The sequence below is a fragment of the Buttiauxella cochleicola genome (assembly GCF_021283185.1).
Classification (GTDB): Bacteria; Pseudomonadota; Gammaproteobacteria; order Enterobacterales; family Enterobacteriaceae; genus Buttiauxella; species Buttiauxella massiliensis.
On record NZ_JAJSOS010000001.1, the window covers coordinates 1 to 20,258 of the forward strand.

Annotated in this window: 15 protein-coding genes; 4 read left to right on the plus strand and 11 right to left on the minus strand. The window is 49.2% G+C overall.

Annotation, left to right across the window (positions count from 1 at the left end; all coding sequences use genetic code 11):
• Positions 1 to 209: 209 nt before the first annotated feature.
• From ihfB to LVQ76_RS00030, 6 genes are all read right to left on the minus strand, one after another.
• Entirely contained in the window at positions 210 to 497 is a 288-nt protein-coding gene (gene ihfB, locus LVQ76_RS00005) for an integration host factor subunit beta (RefSeq protein WP_034494322.1), read from the minus strand.
• A 90-nt stretch (positions 498 to 587) separates the two neighbouring features.
• A complete protein-coding gene (gene rpsA / locus LVQ76_RS00010; RefSeq protein WP_064517522.1) occupies positions 588 to 2,264 on the minus strand; it encodes a 30S ribosomal protein S1 in 1,677 nt (558 codons plus the stop codon).
• 195 nt (positions 2,265 to 2,459) lie between these two features.
• Positions 2,460 to 3,146 (minus strand): (d)CMP kinase, encoded by a 687-nt coding sequence (gene cmk, locus LVQ76_RS00015; RefSeq protein WP_232903956.1) that lies wholly within the window; start codon positions 3,144 to 3,146, stop codon positions 2,460 to 2,462.
• 250 nt (positions 3,147 to 3,396) lie between these two features.
• A complete protein-coding gene (gene aroA / locus LVQ76_RS00020) occupies positions 3,397 to 4,680 on the minus strand; it encodes a 3-phosphoshikimate 1-carboxyvinyltransferase (RefSeq protein WP_232920908.1) in 1,284 nt (427 codons plus the stop codon).
• Between the two features lie 79 nt (positions 4,681 to 4,759).
• A complete protein-coding gene (gene serC / locus LVQ76_RS00025) occupies positions 4,760 to 5,845 on the minus strand; it encodes a 3-phosphoserine/phosphohydroxythreonine transaminase (RefSeq protein WP_232920697.1) in 1,086 nt (361 codons plus the stop codon).
• A 160-nt stretch (positions 5,846 to 6,005) separates the two neighbouring features.
• Positions 6,006 to 6,698, minus strand: a complete 693-nt coding sequence (locus tag LVQ76_RS00030; protein ID WP_232865012.1) for a DUF421 domain-containing protein — start codon at positions 6,696 to 6,698, stop codon at positions 6,006 to 6,008.
• Positions 6,699 to 6,836: 138 nt separating this feature from the next.
• Here LVQ76_RS00030 and ycaO point away from each other — a divergent pair, with 138 nt between their 5' ends.
• The 4 genes from ycaO to pflA all read left to right on the plus strand — a co-directional run bounded on the left by ycaO (position 6,837) and on the right by pflA (position 13,134).
• Positions 6,837 to 8,594 (plus strand): 30S ribosomal protein S12 methylthiotransferase accessory factor YcaO, encoded by a 1,758-nt coding sequence (ycaO, locus tag LVQ76_RS00035; RefSeq protein ID WP_232920698.1) that lies wholly within the window; start codon positions 6,837 to 6,839, stop codon positions 8,592 to 8,594.
• A 405-nt stretch (positions 8,595 to 8,999) separates the two neighbouring features.
• Positions 9,000 to 9,857 carry a formate transporter FocA gene (gene focA / locus LVQ76_RS00040; protein WP_034494317.1) on the plus strand — a complete coding sequence of 286 codons (858 nt, stop codon included), beginning with the start codon at positions 9,000 to 9,002 and terminating at the stop codon, positions 9,855 to 9,857.
• A gap of 53 nt (positions 9,858 to 9,910) precedes the next feature.
• Positions 9,911 to 12,193 carry a formate C-acetyltransferase gene (gene pflB, locus LVQ76_RS00045; protein WP_151992718.1) on the plus strand — a complete coding sequence of 761 codons (2,283 nt, stop codon included), beginning with the start codon at positions 9,911 to 9,913 and terminating at the stop codon, positions 12,191 to 12,193.
• 200 nt (positions 12,194 to 12,393) lie between these two features.
• On the plus strand, positions 12,394 to 13,134 hold the full coding sequence (pflA, locus tag LVQ76_RS00050) for a pyruvate formate lyase 1-activating protein (protein ID WP_034494315.1): 741 nt from the start codon (positions 12,394 to 12,396) through the stop codon (positions 13,132 to 13,134).
• A gap of 46 nt (positions 13,135 to 13,180) precedes the next feature.
• Here pflA and LVQ76_RS00055 read toward each other — a convergent pair whose 3' ends face one another.
• From LVQ76_RS00055 to serS, 5 genes are all read right to left on the minus strand, one after another.
• On the minus strand, positions 13,181 to 14,329 hold the full coding sequence (locus LVQ76_RS00055; protein WP_232920699.1) for an MFS transporter: 1,149 nt from the start codon (positions 14,327 to 14,329) through the stop codon (positions 13,181 to 13,183).
• Between the two features lie 285 nt (positions 14,330 to 14,614).
• Entirely contained in the window at positions 14,615 to 15,475 is an 861-nt protein-coding gene (locus tag LVQ76_RS00060) for a dimethyl sulfoxide reductase anchor subunit family protein (protein WP_232903959.1), read from the minus strand.
• Position 15,476: 1 nt separating this feature from the next.
• Positions 15,477 to 16,094, minus strand: a complete 618-nt coding sequence (locus tag LVQ76_RS00065) for a DMSO/selenate family reductase complex B subunit (RefSeq protein WP_151992721.1) — start codon at positions 16,092 to 16,094, stop codon at positions 15,477 to 15,479.
• A gap of 10 nt (positions 16,095 to 16,104) precedes the next feature.
• Complete coding sequence (dmsA, locus tag LVQ76_RS00070; protein ID WP_232920700.1) at positions 16,105 to 18,549, minus strand: dimethylsulfoxide reductase subunit A; 2,445 nt, start codon at positions 18,547 to 18,549, stop codon at positions 16,105 to 16,107.
• A 353-nt stretch (positions 18,550 to 18,902) separates the two neighbouring features.
• A complete protein-coding gene (serS, locus tag LVQ76_RS00075; protein ID WP_232920701.1) occupies positions 18,903 to 20,195 on the minus strand; it encodes a serine--tRNA ligase in 1,293 nt (430 codons plus the stop codon).
• Between the last annotated feature and the right edge of the window lie 63 nt (positions 20,196 to 20,258).

A 20,258-nucleotide genomic window follows, 5' to 3' on the forward strand; every position in this document is an offset into this window, starting at 1 on the left:
ATGAGGTCAGGAGACAGGAGGTCAGCGAGGCTTTGAACTTCATCGGGGGCAGTGAGATTGATAATACCGAGAGCTTGTGAAAGTTCCATTTAAAAAGGGTCCATGTTGTGCATGAACCCTTTTTACACGAGCCACCGGATCGGTCAACTGATCCTTAAACGATCAGCATTAACCCGAAGGTGCCGTTCTTAAGAATCAAATCCGAAGATTTAATTGCCGTAAATATTGGCGCGGTCACGTAATTCTTTACCTGGTTTAAAGTGCGGAACGTATTTGCCTTCCAGATCCACTTTGTCGCCAGTTTTAGGGTTACGTCCGGTGCGAGGTGCGCGATAGTGTAAGGAAAAACTGCCGAAACCCCGGATTTCAATACGCTCACCTTGGGCGAGAGTAGAGGCCATATGCTCCAGCATCTCTTTCACTGCATCTTCTACAGCTTTCGCTGGGATGTGAGATTGCGAAGTTGCCAGTCTTTCTATCAATTCTGACTTGGTCATGATTCCTCCGGTTTCCTTTCAGGAAAATTAACTTACAGCTATCAATCGAACAAGGGCGGCCGTAGCCGCCCTGATTTAGTGCTCAGACGATTACTCGCCTTTAGCTGCTTTAAATGCTTCAGCCATAGCGTTAGAGAAGTTCGGTGCATCTTCCTGTTTGTTGTTAACAGTAGCGATTGCATCTTTCTCGTCAGCTTCGTCTTTAGCACGAACAGACAGGCTCACAACACGGTTTTTACGGTCAACGCCGGTGAATTTAGCTTCAACGTCGTCGCCTACGCTCAGAACCAGAGTTGCATCTTCAACGCGGTCACGGGAAGCTTCAGAAGCACGCAGGTAGCCTTCTACGCCATCTGCTAATTCAACTGTAGCACCTTTCGCGTCTACTGCTGTTACTTTACCAGTAACGATAGTACCTTTCTTGTTCAGTGCAACGTAGTTGTTGAACGGATCTTCTGCGAGTTGTTTAACACCCAGGGAGATACGCTCACGTTCTGCGTCAACTTGCAGAACCACAGCCGCGATTTCGTCGCCTTTCTTGTATTCACGAACTGCTTCTTCGCCTGCAACGTTCCAGGAGATATCAGACAGGTGAACCAGGCCGTCGATGCCACCGTCCAGGCCGATGAAGATACCGAAGTCAGTGATAGACTTGATTTTACCTTCAACGCGGTCGCCCTTGTTGTGGGTTTCAGCGAACAGCTGCCATGGGTTAGATTTGCACTGCTTCAGACCCAGGGAGATACGACGACGTTCTTCGTCGATATCCAGAACCATAACTTCCACAACATCACCAACGTTAACAACTTTGGATGGGTGGATGTTTTTGTTGGTCCAATCCATTTCGGAAACGTGAACCAGGCCTTCAACGCCTTCTTCGATTTCTACGAAGCAGCCGTAATCAGTCAGGTTAGTCACGCGACCGGTCAGTTTGGTACCTTCTGGATAACGCTTAGCGATTGCGACCCATGGATCTTCGCCCAGTTGTTTCAGACCCAGAGACACACGAGTACGCTCACGGTCGAACTTCAGTACTTTAACGGTAATTTCATCGCCAACATTCACGATTTCGCTTGGATGCTTAACGCGTTTCCATGCCATATCAGTGATGTGCAGCAGGCCGTCAACGCCGCCCAGATCAACGAATGCACCGTAGTCAGTAAGGTTCTTAACGATACCTTTAACTTCCATGCCTTCTTGCAGGTTTTCCAGCAGTTGATCACGTTCTGCGCTGTTTTCGGATTCGATAACTGCACGACGAGAAACAACAACGTTGTTACGCTTCTGGTCCAGCTTGATGACTTTGAACTCAAGCTCTTTGCCTTCCAGGTGCAGAGTGTCACGTACCGGACGAACATCTACCAGTGAACCTGGCAGGAACGCACGAATACCGTTCAGCTCTACAGTGAAGCCACCCTTAACTTTGCCGTTGATGATACCGACCACAGTTTCAGCTTCTTCGTAAGCTTTTTCCAGCGTGATCCAAGCTTCGTGACGCTTAGCTTTTTCACGGGACAGCAGAGTTTCGCCAAAGCCATCTTCAACAGCGTCCAGAGCAACATCAACTTCGTCACCAACCTGGATTTCCAGTTCGCCAGCAGCATTTTTGAACTGCTCAATCGGAATTGCAGATTCAGATTTCAGACCGGCGTCAACCAGTACTACGTCTTTATCGATAGAAACTACAACACCACGAACGATGGAACCCGGACGGGTTTCGATTGTTTTAAGGGATTCTTCAAAGAGTTGAGCGAAAGATTCAGTCATGTTGTTAATCTTCAAGGTTCTTTAGTTTAACGTCCATTTAGCATCCCGCCGAATGGGGTTGTTTCACATACCCCGCCATTGGCTCCATGCCGACAGGGTTTAGGTTACAGGGGTAAAAATCTACCCGATATGTCAGGATACCACTATGGCAATATCATGACAAATATGACAAAACAGACACCAGCGCAATATTGATTATTGAGCTGGTGTTAAAATTTTCTGCGCGTACGTCAACGCTTGTTTGATGACTTCGTCAATGGACATGCTGGTTGAGTCCAGCACCAACGCATCTGCGGCTGGCATTAACGGTGCTACTGCACGGTTACGGTCACGATCATCACGTTCTTTAATTTCTGCCAAAAGGCGCTCAAAGTTAACACTAAAGCCCTTCTCCTGCAACTGCAGCATACGCCTGTGAGCACGCTCTTCAGATGAGGCATCAAGGAAGATTTTTACCGGTGCATCAGGGAAAACGACTGTTCCCATATCACGGCCATCAGCAATCAGGCCAGGGGCCTCTCTGAACGCACGCTGACGGCGTAATAACGCTTCACGTACACGAGGAAAAGCGGCGACTTGAGACGCTGCATTAGCAACCTCCTGAGTACGAATCTCCGCGCTGACATCCTCACCTTCAAGGATAACTTCCAGATTGCCATTACTCGCTACAAAGCGAACATCCAAATGTGCGGCCAACGGAACCAGCGCATCTTCAGAAGTCACATCAACCTGGTGATGCAGGGCTGCTAATGCAAGAACTCGATAAATTGCACCAGAATCAAGTAGATGCCATTGCAATGCTTCCGCCATGGCCTTACACAGCGTACCTTTACCTGCGCCGCTTGGGCCATCAATCGTTATTACCGGGGCGGGTGCCGTCATCGTACTCTCCTCTCGCTGGAATTGCGGACCTAAAATATCAACGCCGCATATTATACGCCGCCAGATTACTGACCGTTATCTTTCCTGCCAATTATCGTAGTTAATGAGGCTGAGTGTAGAAGAATTGCGCAAGTTACGTTAAAAAGCCTGGAAAAACAGCAGGAATGGATACAGAGGATGTGATATCAGAAGGGAAAACTTGTTGAAATCAGCTCCGCCACATTGTGAGGTCGGAGCTTATCTTCAGGTATTAAACCGGGGTGCTAATACGCGCTAACTGCTCAAAATAGTCCGGGAAAGTTTTCGCGGTACATTTCGGATCAAGGATAGTTACTGGTGTGTCGGACAATGCCACCAGCGAGAAACACATCGCCATACGGTGGTCGTTATAGGTGCCGATTTCAGCAACCTGTAGCTGAGCTGGCGGCGTCACAGTAATGTAATCTTCGCCCTCTTCTACCACCGCTCCGACTTTACGCAACTCTGTTGCCATCGCGCTCAGGCGGTCAGTCTCTTTCACACGCCAGTTATAAATATTACGCAGTGTAGTGGTGCCTTTAGCAAACAACGCAGCGGTAGCAATGGTCATTGCCGCATCTGGGATATGGTTCATATCCATATCAATGGCGTTAAGTTCCCCGCGCTCGCAGGAGATGAAATCATCGCCCCAGGTAATTTTTGCACCCATTTTTTCCAACACATCAGCAAAGCGGATATCGCCTTGTACGCTGTTACGGCCAATACCCGTGACTTTTACCGTGCCGCCTTTGATTGCGCCAGCCGCAAGGAAGTAAGAAGCAGAAGAGGCATCGCCTTCCACCAGATACGCGCCTGGTGAGGTGTACTGCTGGCCGCCACGAATAACAAAGCTCCGGTAATCACGGTTTTCGACTTCAACACCAAAAGTTTTCATCAGGTGCAGGGTGATATCGATATACGGTTTCGATACCAGCTCACCTTTAATGGTGATTTCGGTGTCGTTTGCCGCCAGTGGAGCGGTCATTAAAAGCGCCGTGAGGAACTGGCTGGAAACACTGCCATCAACCGAAACCTCGCCGCCGCTAAAACCGCCACGCAAACGCAACGGCGGGTAATTCTCCTGCTCCAGATAATCAATCTGAGCGCCGCCCTGGCGTAATGCATCAACCAGATGGCCAATTGGGCGTTCTTTCATGCGCGGTTCACCCGTCAGCACGATGTTATTGCTGCCCAGGCACAGTGCCGCCGCCAGTGGACGCATCGCCGTACCTGCGTTTCCTAAGAAAAGTTCCAGCTCGCCTGACGCTTGTAACGGACCACCCATTCCTGTGACTTCACAACGCGTACGATCGGCGGAAAGTGTGTAGCTCACCCCTAATGCTTTCAGCGCGTTGAGCATGTGACGCACATCGTCGCTATCCAGCAAATTAGTCAGTTCGGTGGTGCCATTAGCCAGTGCTGCCAGCAACAAAGCTCTATTAGAGACACTTTTTGAACCAGGGAGATTAATTGTGCCGTCGACAAGGGCGATGGGTTGTAACGTCAGGGATTCCAGCATGGGGAAAATACTCTCAACTCAAACAGAATAAAAACCCCGCGAAGCGAGTCGCGGGGAGAATAACAACGAGCAACGATTAACCGTGGCGACGTTCGAAGTCGACCATAAAGTTGGTTAGCGCTTGTACGCCCTCAAGCGGCATTGCATTGTAGATTGATGCGCGCATACCACCCACTACGCGGTGGCCCTTCAGTGCATGCAGACCCGCGGCAAACGACTCTTCCAGGAACACTTTATCAAGTGCACTGTCAGCTAACTGGAACGGCACGTTCATACGTGAACGGTTAGCCGAAGCCACATCGTTACGGTAGAAGTCACTTTTATCTATAACACCATATAACAACTCAGCTTTTGCTTTGTTGGTTTTGTCCATTGCTTCAACGCCGCCCTGCTCTTTCAGCCATTTGAAGACCAGACCGGAAAGGTACCAGGCGAAAGTTGGCGGGGTGTTAAACATGGAGTCATTTTCGTTAAGTACGGTATAGTCAAGAATTGACGGGCAAGCTTTATGCGCCTTGCCGAGCAAATCTTCACGCACAATAACCAACGTCAAACCCGCAGGGCCGATGTTTTTCTGCGCACCTGCGTAAACAACACCAAAACGACTGATATCCATCGGGTGCGACAGAATAGAAGATGAGTAGTCAGCAACCACGACTGTATCGCCGAAATCAGGCGTTTCATGAGTCGCGATACCGTCAATAGTTTCATTCGGGCAATAGTGCAGGTAGGCACTGTTTTCAGAAACCTGCCACTCACTCATAGGTTTGATGGCACGCAGGCCGTCAATGGTGACTTTGGCATCAATAACATTCGGAGTGCAGTATTTATGCGCTTCTTTTACTGCGCTACTCGCCCAGTAACCTCCATCAACATAATCTGCGGTAGTTTTGTCGCCCAGCAGGTTTAACGGTACACCAGCAAATTGGCCGCGACCGCCGCCGTGACAGAACAAAACTTTGTAGTTTGAGGGGATTTGCAGCAGATCACGAAAATCTTTTTCAGCTTCTTCAGCGACCTCAATAAACTCTTTACCACGGTGGCTAATCTCCATTACGGAGGTGCCTAAACCTTGCCAGTCGCAGAGTTCAAGTTGCGCACGACGAAGCACTTCAGCCGGCAGCATTGCCGGGCCGGAACTAAAATTGTATACCTGAGCCATTTCCCCTCACCACGCTTAGAGCAATAAGTTTTATCACGCTATCGGTTTTATCACTCAGATGCAGAGGCTGCAACGGTTAATCAGGCATGGCCAGGTAATGTGCGCAAAATCACACAACATAATCAACTAGTCGCTGAAGTAAACGCCCGATAACTGCCCGTCACGTCACTCGCGTGGCGGTGCTGGCTTTGACCCATTTCAGATGTTTACAACGTGGGCATGCTGCTTTAACGCCCGCATTAAAGGTAAGCACTTCGCTGCAATGTATGCAGGCGTAATCGCCATCTTCAGGAATCACTTCGAAACGTTTGCTGCAATACTCCGGCAAAATAGATAAACCAGGCCGGACAAGATCGTCGGGGAAGTAATAAACGCTAATCTGGCCGTTAGTTTCGAGAATCGCCAGGCGCACCTGCCCCAAATGCTCCACACCATGCAGTCGTAGCTCCATAAAAAACTCAAACTCGGTCATGTTCTGGGCGTTCATTTTCTCCCACGCAAACTCACCATCTTCGATAATGACAGCCGGTTTCCCTTCCAGAAGGTTTTCCAGTTTTTCACTGTGGCTCATCAACCACATGACCAGACGATACAAACAGGCCAGAGTAATGAATACGACAAACACAGGTAGCATTGGGACATCATGATAAAACGCCACATCCCCTGCCGCCGAGCCAAGCGTCAGTATAATTAGCACTTCAAAAAGCGACATCTGCCGTACGCCACGCCGTCCGGTTATCTTCAAAAACAGGAACACTAATATAAAGGTGTAGAGACTACGAAAAGCCACTTCCCACAGAAAATCGAGAGGGACTTCGTCAAGAGCCATCCGTTGGAGATCAAAAGTCTTCATTTATACCGCCATAACAGTAGGTTACTGACAGTAAGCATAGCCTGTTATGCTAAGGCCGCCTGCGTGCTGCTGACGATGGCGTCAGTCTGCTAAAACCCGTATCATTGCGCGCTTTGCGTACGACAAAAGTGAAACCTCATGACTCAAACCTTTATTCCTGGCAAAGATGCCGCTCTGGAAGACTCCATCGCTCGCTTTCAGACCAAACTCGCCGATCTTGGCTTTAATATAGAAGAAGCCTCCTGGTTAAACCCAGTACCGAACGTCTGGTCAGTGCACATCCGTGATAAAGACAGCGCGCTTTGCTTTACCAATGGTAAAGGCGCAACTAAAAAAGCTGCTTTAGCTTCAGCGCTGGGTGAATATTTCGAACGTCTGTCGACTAACTATTTCTTTGCTGATTTCTGGTTGGGCAAAACCATCGCCAATGGCCCGTTTGTGCATTATCCAAACGAGAAGTGGTTCCCAATCCCAGAAGATGAGCAATTGCCGGAAGGCATCCTGGACTCTCGTCTGCGCGCGTTTTACGACCCTGAAAACGAAGTCACCGCAGGTATGCTTATTGACCTGCAATCTGGTAATGAAGAGCGCGGTATCTGTGCACTGCCATTCACCCGCCAGTCCGATCAAGAAACTGTGTATATTCCGATGAACATCATCGGCAACCTGTATGTTTCAAATGGGATGTCCGCAGGGAACACCGCAAACGAAGCTCGCGTACAAGCATTATCTGAAGTCTTCGAACGCCATATTAAAAACCGCATTATTGCCGAAAGCATCAGCTTGCCAGAAATCCCGCAGGAAGTGCTGGCACGTTATCCGGGCGTGGTTGAGTCTATTGCAACACTTGAAGCTGAAGGTTTCCCAATCTTCGCGTATGACGGTTCATTAGGCGGCAAATACCCAGTTATCTGTGTTGTGTTATTCAACCCGGCAAATGGCACCTGCTTTGCCTCGTTTGGTGCTCACCCAGATTTTGGCGTTGCGCTGGAACGTACCGTAACAGAACTGCTGCAGGGCCGTGGTCTGAAAGACCTCGATGTATTCACCCCACCAACCTTTGACGACGAAGAGGTGGCCGAACATGCAAATCTGGAAACTCACTTCATTGATTCCAGCGGTCTGATCTCCTGGGATATGTTCAAGCAAGATGCTGACTATCCATTTGTTGACTGGAGCTTCTCCGGCACAACAGAAGAAGAGTTTGCCACGTTGATGGCAATTTTTGATGCAGAAGACCAGGAAGTCTACATCGCTGACTACCAGCATCTGGATGTTTACGCTTGCCGCATCATCGTGCCAGGCATGTCTGATATTTACCCGGCTGAAGACCTGTTACTCGCAAACAACAATATGGGCTATCACCTGCGCGACACTATTCTGGCACTGCCGGGCAGTGAGTGGGAAAAACAGGATTATCTCAATCTCATCTCGCAGTTAGATGAAGAAGGCCATGATGATTTCACTCGTGTGCGTGAATTGCTGGGCCTGGCGACCGGTAAAGACAACGGCTGGTACACGCTGCGTATTGGTGAGCTGAAGGCCATGCTGGCACTGGCGGGTGGCGATACCGAGCAGGCGCTTATCTGGACTGAATGGACGATGGAGTTCAACGCCTCTATTTTCAGCGCTGAGCGTGCGAACTACTACCGTTGCCTGCAAACGTTACTGCTTTTAGCAATGGAAGAAGATCGCCAACCGCTGCAATACCTGAATGCCTTCATACGCATGTACGGCGCCGAAACGGTTGAAGCTGCAAGCGCCGCCCTGAGTGGCGAAGCTGCATTCTATGGCCTGCAAGCTGTAGATAGCGATTTAAAAGCCTTCCCTGCGCACCAAGCGTTGTTAAGCGCGTATGAAAAATTGCAACGCGCAAAAGCGGCATTTTGGAAATAAAGTCAAAAACTAAAACTCAAGCTACGTAAACCTTAATGTTTACGCTATATTACGGGGCGATTTTTATTGCCCCGTGTTTTTATTGTCAGCATAATAATTTCACATGTAACTCAACGGTTAAATATTGGTGAAATATTATTAAATTATGCTGCAAATATTGTTGTCAAATTATTAAAATACTCCATTCTAATTAACCACTCAACAAAGCTTAGAGGGCAAATATCAAATTACGTTATAAAATTTAAACTTTATTTTTATAATTAATATCAATAACTTACACTGAAAAACAGGTAAACACCTGCTTTTATCAGGCCTATAAGCTTGGCGAGATATGATCCATATCAATTTTTACTCTATAATGCTTTGTTAGTATCTCGTCGCCGAATTAAATAAGAGAGAGTTAGTGTGAAAGCTGACAACCCTTTTGATCTATTGCTCCCAGCCGCTATGGCGAAAGTCGCCGAAGATGCTGGCGTCTATAAAGCAACAAAACACCCGCTGACTACGTTTTATTTAGCGATCACTGCGGGCATGTTCATCTCGATTGCCTTTGTCTTTTACATCACTGCCACTACAGGTACTGCAACCATTCCATTTGGGATTGCAAAACTGATTGGTGGAACTTGCTTCTCCTTAGGGCTTATCCTTTGTGTCATCTGCGGTGCCGACCTTTTCACCTCTACGGTGTTAATCGTTGTTGCGAAAGCCAGCGGGCGAATCACCTGGGGTCAGCTAGCCAAGAACTGGATTAACGTCTACGTCGGAAACTTGGTTGGTGCATTGCTATTCGTGGTGTTGATTTGGTTGTCAGGCATGTATATGACGGCTAACGGTGCGTGGGGTCTGAATGTGCTTCAAACCGCAGACCACAAAATGCATCACACCTTTATTGAAGCTGTTTGCCTCGGTATTTTAGCTAACTTGATGGTCTGTCTGGCTGTCTGGATGAGCTACTCGGGTCGCAGTTTGATGGACAAGATGTTTGCTATGATCCTTCCGGTCGCCATGTTTGTTGCTTGCGGTTTTGAGCACAGTATCGCAAACATGTTCATGATCCCTTTGGGTATCGTAGTACGCAACTTTGCAAGCCCGGAATTCTGGACCGCAGTTGGGTCGTCTCCGGACAATTTCACACACTTGACCGTACTGAATTTCATCACTGATAACCTGATCCCAGTAACCATCGGGAACATCATTGGTGGCGGTGTACTGGTTGGGTTGACGTACTGGGTAATTTATCTGCGCGGTGGCGATAAGCACTAAGTGCTAACCATTGTTCAGGGAATAAGAAATCCACATTAGAAGGTAGGTGTTAAATGTCCGAACTTAATGAAAAGTTAGCCACCGCTTGGGAAGGTTTTGCTAAAGGCGACTGGCAGAATGAAGTCAACGTGCGTGACTTTATTCAGAAAAACTACACCCCTTACGAGGGTGACGAGTCCTTCCTGGCAGGTGCTACAGACGCAACTACCGCTCTGTGGGACAACGTTATGGAAGGCGTTAAACAGGAAAACCGCACTCACGCGCCTGTTGACTTCGACACTGATCTCGCTTCCACCATCACCTCTCATGATGCTGGTTACATCAACAAGTCCCTCGAAACTATCGTTGGCTTGCAGACTGATGCTCCACTGAAACGTGCAATTATTCCGTTTGGTGGCATCAAAATGGTTGAAGGTTCTTGCAAAGTATACGGTCGTGAACTTGACCCAATGCTGAAAAAGATCTTCACCGAATACCGCAAAACCCACAACCAGGGTGTGTTTGACGTTTATACCAAAGACATCCTGAACTGCCGTAAATCAGGCGTAATCACCGGTCTGCCGGATGCTTACGGTCGTGGTCGTATCATTGGTGACTACCGTCGCGTAGCGCTGTACGGTATCGACTTCCTGATGAAAGACAAATTTGCTCAGTTCAACTCTCTGCAGACCAAACTGGAAAACGGCGAAGATCTGGAAGCAACTATCCGTCTGCGTGAAGAAATCTCCGAGCAGCACCGTGCTCTGGGTCAGATCAAAGAAATGGCTGCTAAATATGGCTGCGATATCTCTGGTCCTGCTAAAAATGCTCAAGAAGCTATTCAGTGGACTTACTTCGGCTACCTGGCTGCGGTTAAATCTCAGAACGGCGCTGCAATGTCCTTCGGTCGTGTATCCACCTTCCTGGATGCATTCATCGAACGTGACCTGAAAGCAGGCAAAATTACTGAGCTTGAAGCACAGGAAATGATTGACCACCTGGTCATGAAACTGCGTATGGTTCGCTTCCTGCGTACCCCTGAGTATGATGAGCTGTTCTCTGGTGACCCAATCTGGGCGACCGAATCTATCGCCGGTATGGGTGTAGATGGCCGTACTCTGGTTACCAAATCTAGCTTCCGTTTCCTGAACACCCTGTACACCATGGGGCCGTCTCCGGAGCCGAACATCACTATTCTGTGGTCTGAAAAACTGCCACTGAACTTCAAGAAGTTCGCAGCTAAGGTTTCCATCGATACCTCTTCTCTGCAATACGAGAATGACGATCTGATGCGTCCTGACTTCAACAACGATGACTACGCAATCGCATGCTGCGTAAGCCCAATGATTGTTGGTAAGCAAATGCAGTTCTTCGGTGCTCGTGCTAACCTGGCGAAAACCATGCTGTATGCAATCAACGGCGGCGTTGATGAAAAACTGAAAATTCAGATCGGTCCTAAAGAAGCGCCAATCATGGCTGACGTTCTGGACTACGATAACGTTCTTGACCGTCTTGATCACTTCATGGACTGGTTGGCTAAACAGTACGTCACCGCGCTGAACATCATTCACTATATGCATGATAAGTACAGCTACGAAGCGTCTCTGATGGCTCTGCATGACCGTGACGTTGTTCGCACCATGGCTTGTGGTATCGCGGGTCTGTCTGTTGCAGCTGACTCCCTGTCTGCAATCAAATACGCGAAAGTTAAACCTGTTCGTGACGAAGACGGCCTGGCTGTAGACTTCGAAATCGAAGGCGAATACCCAATGTTCGGTAACAACGATTCTCGCGTAGATGATATCGCTGTTGACCTGGTAGAACGTTTCATGAAGAAAATTCAGAAACTGACTACTTACCGTAACGCTATCCCGACTCAGTCTGTTCTGACCATCACCTCTAACGTGGTTTATGGTAAGAAAACCGGTAACACCCCAGACGGTCGTCGCGCTGGCGCTCCATTCGGTCCAGGTGCTAACCCAATGCACGGTCGTGACCAGAAAGGTGCTGTTGCCTCTCTGACTTCCGTTGCTAAACTGCCGTTTGCATACGCTAAAGATGGTATCTCTTACACCTTCTCTATCGTTCCTAACGCACTGGGTAAAGACGACGAAGTTCGTAAAACTAACCTCGCGGGTCTGATGGATGGTTACTTCCACCACGAAGCGTCCATCGAAGGTGGTCAACACCTGAACGTGAACGTAATGAACCGTGAAATGCTGCTGGATGCGATGGAACACCCTGAGAAATATCCTCAGCTGACCATTCGTGTATCTGGTTACGCTGTACGTTTTAACTCCCTGACTAAAGAACAGCAGCAGGACGTTATTACTCGTACCTTCACTCAAACCATGTAATTCACGGTTTGTCTGAAAAGGCGTACAATACAAGGCTCCACCTCGGTGGGGCCTTTTCTTATGTCAGAACCGGTTTTGCAAGATAACTGCTACGTTTAAGTTATCTCGCAAAATCGATTCGACGCGGCAATCAAGACTTAGACCGCGCTCAACCTGGTTCTTGCTTTAGGGCATGGACCAATACTGGAGAGAACACCGCAATGTCAGTAATTGGCCGAATTCATTCCTTTGAATCCTGCGGTACCGTGGATGGTCCCGGTATTCGTTTTATCACCTTCTTCCAGGGCTGCCTGATGCGCTGCCTGTATTGCCACAACCGTGATACCTGGGATACGCACGGCGGCAAAGAGATTACCGTTGAAGAACTGATGAAAGAAGTGGTGACCTATCGCCACTTTATGAACGCTTCTGGTGGCGGCGTCACAGCGTCTGGTGGCGAAGCCATTCTGCAGGCCGAATTTGTACGTGACTGGTTCCGCGCCTGTCGTAAAGAAGGCATTCATACCTGTCTCGATACCAACGGTTTTGTCCGTCGCTACGACCCGGTGATTGATGAATTACTCGAAGTGACCGATCTGGTGATGCTGGATTTGAAACAGATGAACGACGAAATTCACCAGAATCTGGTTGGCGTCTCAAACCATCGTACGCTGGAATTTGCGCGTTACTTGTCCGATAAAAACGTTAATGTCTGGATTCGTTACGTTGTTGTACCGGGCTGGTCTGATGATGATGACTCTGCACATCGCCTTGGCGAGTTCACGCGCGATATGGGCAACGTCGAGAAGATTGAGCTGCTGCCATATCACGAACTGGGCAAACATAAATGGGTGGCGATGGGCGAAGAATACAAGCTTGATGGCGTGCATCCACCGAAGAAAGAAACTATGGAACGCGTTAAAGGTATTCTGGAACAGTACGGTCACAAAGTGATGTACTAATCTTGCAGCACTAGCAAAATGGCCCTCGATGAGGGCCATTTTTGTATCAGGCATGGGCAATCGGAGTAGTTTGCGGCCCTGCTTTGCGTAACAGCATTAGTAAGTAGACAAACGCGACGCCGGCTATCATAACGAACAGCAAATTGTCTGAGAAACTTTGCATCAGCATTGAGGTAAACGTTGGGCCAAGCAAGCTGCCTACCGTATAACTGAGCAACAGCGCCTGATTCATTGCCACCAGCTGATGGTGTTCGACTTTCTCGCAGGCCCAGGCCATTGCCACTGGATAAAGCGTAAAACCAGCCGCGCCAAGCACAAACAATGTCGGCCCCATCGCGGCATTAGTCAGCATCGCCATGCAACCCATAATCACAATAAACACCTGAACGCGCAGCACTAACAAGCGACCAAAACGGTCAGCGAGGCGACCTACCGGCCACTGCCCAACTATCCCCGCGCTAACCATCACCGCCATCCAGAAACCAATACCGGCATCGCTGAAGCCTTTGTGGTTTAAATACAGCGGCATCAACCCATAAAGGGAGCCGAGAACAATCCCGGAAATAATGCAGCCGTTCACGCCAAGACGAGCATGTCGCAGGCGCAGCATTGGCCAGACAGGCGTCGCTTGCTGGTTTTCACTGCGGTCATTCACAATGCGAGTAAACAATAGCGGAAGAATCGCGGTTAAAATAAGCGCCGTCACCCATGGGAGTACGCTGGCTAAATCGGTCGGCATTTTGCTGATCATCAATTGGCCTAACACCGTGCCAACGTAATAAACCATCATGTAGGCTGCCAGCAAGCGCCCACGGTTGTGAGAAGTGCCGCTGCACATCAAGGCGCTTTCAACCACCACCCAAATCATCGCACAGCCGATACCCGCGATGAAGCGCCACATCATCCAGCTCCAGAAACCGGTCATCAGCCCCAATCCTGCACAACCCGCCGCAAAAATCAGCGAGGCAAGATAGTAGCTACGGTTGAATCCCTGACGTTTAATTAGCCATCCGGTCAGCAAAGTACCCACCAAGTTTCCGGTAAAGTACGACGAACCCACCATCCCGACTTGCCAGGTTGGAAGATGTTCATGGGCTAACCAAAGTGGAACCAGCGTATTTAAAACCGCTATCGCCAGGGTCAAAAGCATCAGACCACAGAGCAAAAGCATCACTGGCCGGGTATAGGTGGACATGTAGAAACCGCGAGGAAGAGAATAATTTGTGCGCATCATGCCACTGGAAAAATGATTGTCAATCCAGTGCTGACGGGGCCTGGCACGATTTGAAAACTGTCGATTTGAAAAACTTATCTTACTTGTGAGCAAAGCATATAGACGAAATGCTATCTCTCTGTTTTTGATGGGATCAGGTATTGGGAATCGAAGCGGGTTGGATGAAAATTTTCATGGTAAATCGGATGATATTTTTTTATCCGAAAAGATTAAATGCGCCCGAAAGCGCATTTAATCGAGATGGCATTAACTTGCGATAGCCATACCAACCGTCATATGCAGACCGTAGAACACACCGCGGCCGATTAGCTCACCAACAATAACCAACACGAAGGCGAATGTCAGAACTGCAGGGTTCGCCTGACCACCTTTGAGTTGCGGGATAATCCAACAAGCTAATGCAAGCGCCAGCACCAACAAGCGCCATGACATCAATGCACCGTATTCAGGAACCAGTGCAGATGCCTGCATGATTGAGCTGTGGATTGTCGCTAAATCCATACCCTGCAACATCACAACCATGGAACTTACTACAACAGCCAGCAATGAAATTGCAGGAAGAAGACGCATTCCCCAACCCGTTACACCTGCAACACGCAGCAGTAAGTAACCGAGTAGCGGCCCACCTATAAACATCGTCAGGAAGAAACTGAGCGGCGTATAAACACTATACCAGGTCGGTACGGTATCAATCAGGTAGACCTTACACATCATCCAGACAAAAAATACGCCCAGAACCATCGTCAGCGTCATCCAGATTTTACCCAGTGCCTGCGGCATTTTGCCCAGCACGGTAACCAGCCACCAGAAACCACCCACTGCAAAGAAGACCGAGCCGCTGGCAATTTCATTACTAAGCGCTGATTCCCCGATGCGATTAAGCGAGTTGAAGGCGCGTAGTGGTGAGCCGAGATGCAGTACTGAGGCCATAAAACCAATGCCCATCAACACCCACAGCACGATCATCGCCCAATACACACGCTTTTGCTGTACCCGGTCAGAAACACCAGTCAGCAATGCTAATGCCATAACAATAAAACCACCTGCGACGCACTGTCCTAAAACCGTAAAGACCATTAGTGGCCATTCATGCCATCCGCTGCCCATCTCACACCTCCTTCGGGTTTGCCAGATAACCGGTTTTATCCCCACATGGGCGGCTGTTGGCGTTAGGTTTAATGACAATATTTGGCTTGGTGAAATGTGCTGATGGCAGCGGAGCGATGGCGGCCTGTTCTCCATACTTCGCGCGCAGTTCGGCAATTGGTGCCATATCTAGCGCGCGTAATGGGCAGGACTCAACACAGATGGGTTTCTTGCCTTCAGCAATACGCTCATGACAGCCATCACACTTAGTCATATGACCTTTTTCAGCGTTGTACTGTGGTGCGCCGTACGGGCAAGCCATGTGGCAATAGCGGCAGCCAATACAAACATCTTCATTAACGACCACAAAACCGTCATCACGCTTATGCATCGCACCGCTTGGGCAGACCTTGGTGCAAGCCGGATCCTCACAGTGGTTACAAGCAATCGACAGATAGTAGGCGAAGACGTTTTGCTGCCAAACCCCGTTGTCTTGTTGCCAGTCACCGCCAGCATATTCATAAATGCGACGGAAGCTGACGTCCGGGCCTAAATTTTTGTAATCTTTACAAGCCAGCTCGCAGGTCTTACAACCAGTGCAGCGGCTGGAGTCTATATAAAATCCGTATTGGGTTGTCATCAGCTATTCCTTACGCCTTCTCGACCTGGACGAGGTTACTATGGGATGGATTGCCTTTTGCCAGTGGCGACGGTCGCTGCGTGGTTAACACGTTAATGCTACCCGAGTGGTCAACTTTATTGGCATCAGGGCTATACCAGGCCCCTTCCCCCATCGCGACAACGCCAGGTATTATGCGTGGTGTCACTTTCGCATTGATTTGAACTTCCCCACGTCCATTGAAGATGCGCACTATGTCGCCGTTCTTAATCCCACGTTGCTGTGCATCAATTGGGTTGATCCACATTTCCTGACGACAGGCTGCTTTCAATACATCCACATTGCCGTAGGTTGAGTGGGTACGCGCTTTGTAATGGAAGCCCGTCATCTGCAATGGCCATTTCTCGGCCAGCGGATCGCCAAAGTTTTCAAAGCCCGCGCTGTAAACCGGCAGCGGATCGATGACATCTCCTTCATCAAGTTGCCAGGTGGCTGCAATTTCGGCTAACTGCTCAGAATAGATTTCAATTTTCCCTGATGGTGTCGTCAGTGGATTCGCCGCAGGGTCTTCGCGGAAGGCTTTATACGCCACGTGGTGACCTTCAGGGTCACGCTGCTTGAAGATGCCAACTTTCCGGAATTCATCAAAGCTCGGGAGGCCAGGAATCGCTTCCTGAGACTGTTGATAGAGATGACGCATCCAGCCTTCTTGCGTGCGCCCTTCAGTGAACTGTTGCTCAACACCCATGCGTTTTGCCAGTTCAGTCGTCATCTCATAAATGGTTTTGCACTCAAAACGCGGTTTGATCACCTGATCGGCAAAAATTACATAAGCCATATTTCCGCATGACGCATCAAGGCAGAAGTCCATCTGCTCAGATGCGGTGCAGTCAGGCAGCAATATATCTGCGTATTTAGCTGATGAAGTCATGTGGTTATCGATCACCACAATCATTTCGCATTTCTTGTCGTCTTGTAGGATATCGTGAGTACGGTTAATTTCTGAGTGCTGGTTAATCAGGCAGTTACTGGCGTAGTTCCAGACCATCTTGATTGGAACATCGAGCTTATCTTTGCCGCGCACGCCATCACGAGTTGCCGTCATTTCCGGGCCACGTTCAATAGCATCCGTCCACAGGAACATAGAAATACTGGTTTGTACCGGGTTTTCCAGCGTCGGCATGCGCACAAATGGCAGGCTGTAAGAACCTTCGCGTGCGCCGCTGTTGCCACCGTTGATGCCCACGTTTCCGGTCAGAATCGACAACATCGCGATGGCACGGGAAACCAGCTCACCGTTTGAGTGGCGCTGCGGCCCCCAACCCTGGCTAATAAAAGCAGGTTTGGCTGTGGCGATTTCACGCGCCAGTTGCACAATGCGTTCAGCAGGAATACCGGTGATTTTGGCAGCCCATTGTGGCGTTTTCGCCTGGCCATCAGCTCCTTCACCAAGAATATAGGCTTTGTAATGTCCGTTAGCAGGAGCTGTTTTTGGAAGAGTTTTTTCGTCGTAACCGACGCAGTATTTATCGAGGAACTGCTGATCGACCAGATTTTCAGTGATCATTACCCATGCAAGCGCGGAGATAAGTGCGGTATCAGTACCGGGGCGAATCGGAATCCATTCATCTTCACGGCCTGCACCAGTATCGGTATAACGCGGGTCAATGATAATCATGCGCGCATTGGATTTTTCGCGCGCTTGCTCGAGGTAATACGTCACCCCGCCGCCACTCATACGCGTTTCACCCGGGTTATTCCCAAACAACACGACAAGTTTACTGTTTTCAATGTCCGACGGGCTGTTGCCATCGGCCCAACCGCCATAGGTGTAATTCAGGCCAGCGGCAATTTGCGCGGTAGAATAGTCGCCATAATGGTTCAGATAACCGCCGCAGCAGTTCATCAGGCGGGCAATCAATGTTGAGCCTGGCGGCCAGGAGCGAGTCATCGTTCCACCCAACGTCCCCGTACCGTAGTTCAGATAGATAGCTTCGTTACCGTACTCTTTGATAATGCCCTTCATGCTGTTGGCGATGGTGTCGAAAGCTTCATCCCAACTGATTTTCTCAAATTTGCCTTCCCCTCGAGCACCAACGCGCTTCATCGGATATTTCAGGCGATCGGCATTATAGACACGGCGACGCATTGAGCGGCCACGCAAGCAGGCACGAACCTGATGCAACCCTTCATAGTTGTCATCACCGGTGTTGTCTGTCTCAACATATTTGATTTCACCATCCGCCACATGCATACGAAGTGGGCAACGGCTACCACAGTTTACTGTACAGGCGCTCCAGATAACCTTTTCAGCATCTGTTTGTGTATCAGCGGCGGACTGTGCAAAAGCCAGGCGGCTAAAGGGAAGTGTTAATGCTCCACTCGCAGCAGCAAGACCACCGATAGCTGTGGTTTGCACCAGCTTACGACGACTCACTTGTGCGGTAAGGACCGCATTAGAAGTTTTCTCTTTCATAATGACCCACTTGTTTAGTGCTCACATTTAAACAAGCTGGCAACGGTTGCTGACTAAATTGCGGCACGCGTGTCCATTGCTCAGCCCAAAAGAGAAAGGAGTGTTTTAGGCTATGTCAGGGCCGCTATTGGTAGTCCAGTTACATCATGTAATCTGAAACTATCAAATGATAAGGACGCCGAATGAATTGTATTAATAATCACCACTCTCTTTCTGGGAGAGATAATACCCATATAGGGGTATTTGTTATTGTCTGGTGTCAATAAAGGCAGATTATCTATGGGAATGAGAATATTTACGGCATAAAAAAAGCGCCCGCAGGCGCTTTTCAAGAATAAAATAGCACTAATACATTAGCCGATGAACTCAAGCCCTTTCATGTAAGGACGCAGCACTTCAGGAATTTCGATACGGCCATCAGCCTGCTGGTAGTTTTCCAGCACAGCAACCAGTGTACGACCTACAGCCAGACCAGAACCGTTCAGTGTATGCACCAGACGGGTTTTCTTGTCTGCTTTGCTGCGGCAGCGAGCCTGCAAACGACGCGCCTGGAAATCCCCACAGTTGGAGCAAGAGGAGATTTCACGGTAAGTATCCTGCCCAGGCAGCCACACTTCCAGATCGTAAGTTTTGACCGCGCCAAAGCCCATATCTCCAGAACACAACAACACTTTGCGGTATGGCAGGTTCAATAACTCCAGGACTTTCTCAGCGTGGCTGGTCAACTCTTCCAGAGCTTCCATAGAGTCTTCCGGACGCACAATCTGCACCATCTCAACTTTATCGAACTGGTGCTGACGGATAAGGCCACGGGTATCACGACCATACGTTCCCGCTTCGGAACGGAAGCATGGGGTATGTGCGGTCATTTTCAGCGGTAGAGTATCTTCATCGAGAATTTCATCACGCACCAGGTTGGTCAACGGCACTTCTGCGGTTGGGATCAACGCGTAGTTGCTTGCATCAGCCTCTTCTTCCAGCGGACGAGTATGGAACAAGTCACCGGCAAATTTCGGCAATTGGCCTGTACCATAAAGCGTGTCGTGGTTTACCAGATACGGAACATAGTTCTCAATATAACCATGCTGCTCAGTATGCAGGTCAAGCATGAACTGGCTCAGAGCGCGGTGCAGACGAGCAATTTGCCCTTGCATCACAACAAAACGAGCACCGGTCAGTTTAACCGCAGATGCGAAATCCAGGCCTTTAGCCATTTCGCCCAGCGTCACGTGGTCACGTACTTCAAAATCGAATTTACGCGGCTCACCCCAGCGGCAGATTTCAACGTTTTCGCTGTCATCTTTACCCATCGGCACGCAATCGTCCGGGATGTTAGGCAACGTCAGTGCAATGTCGCGGATCTCTGCAAGCAGGACATCAAGCTCACTTTTCGCTGCATCCAGCTCTTCACCCAACTGGTTGACTTGCAAACGCAACGGCTCGATGTCTTCTCCACGCGCTTTCGCCTGGCCAATGGATTTCGATCGCGAGTTACGTTCAGCCTGCAGATTTTCAGTTTTTACCTGCAACACTTTACGACGCTCTTCTAAAGAGCGCAGCGTTTCTACATCCAGCTTGAAGCCTCGGCGTGCCAGTTTTTCAGCGACTGCGTCTGGCTCTGTACGCAGTAGATTGGGATCGAGCATGCTTATCCTGTGCTTATCGAATTAAATGAAGGGGATGCGGCCACAGACTGCAACCACAGTGAT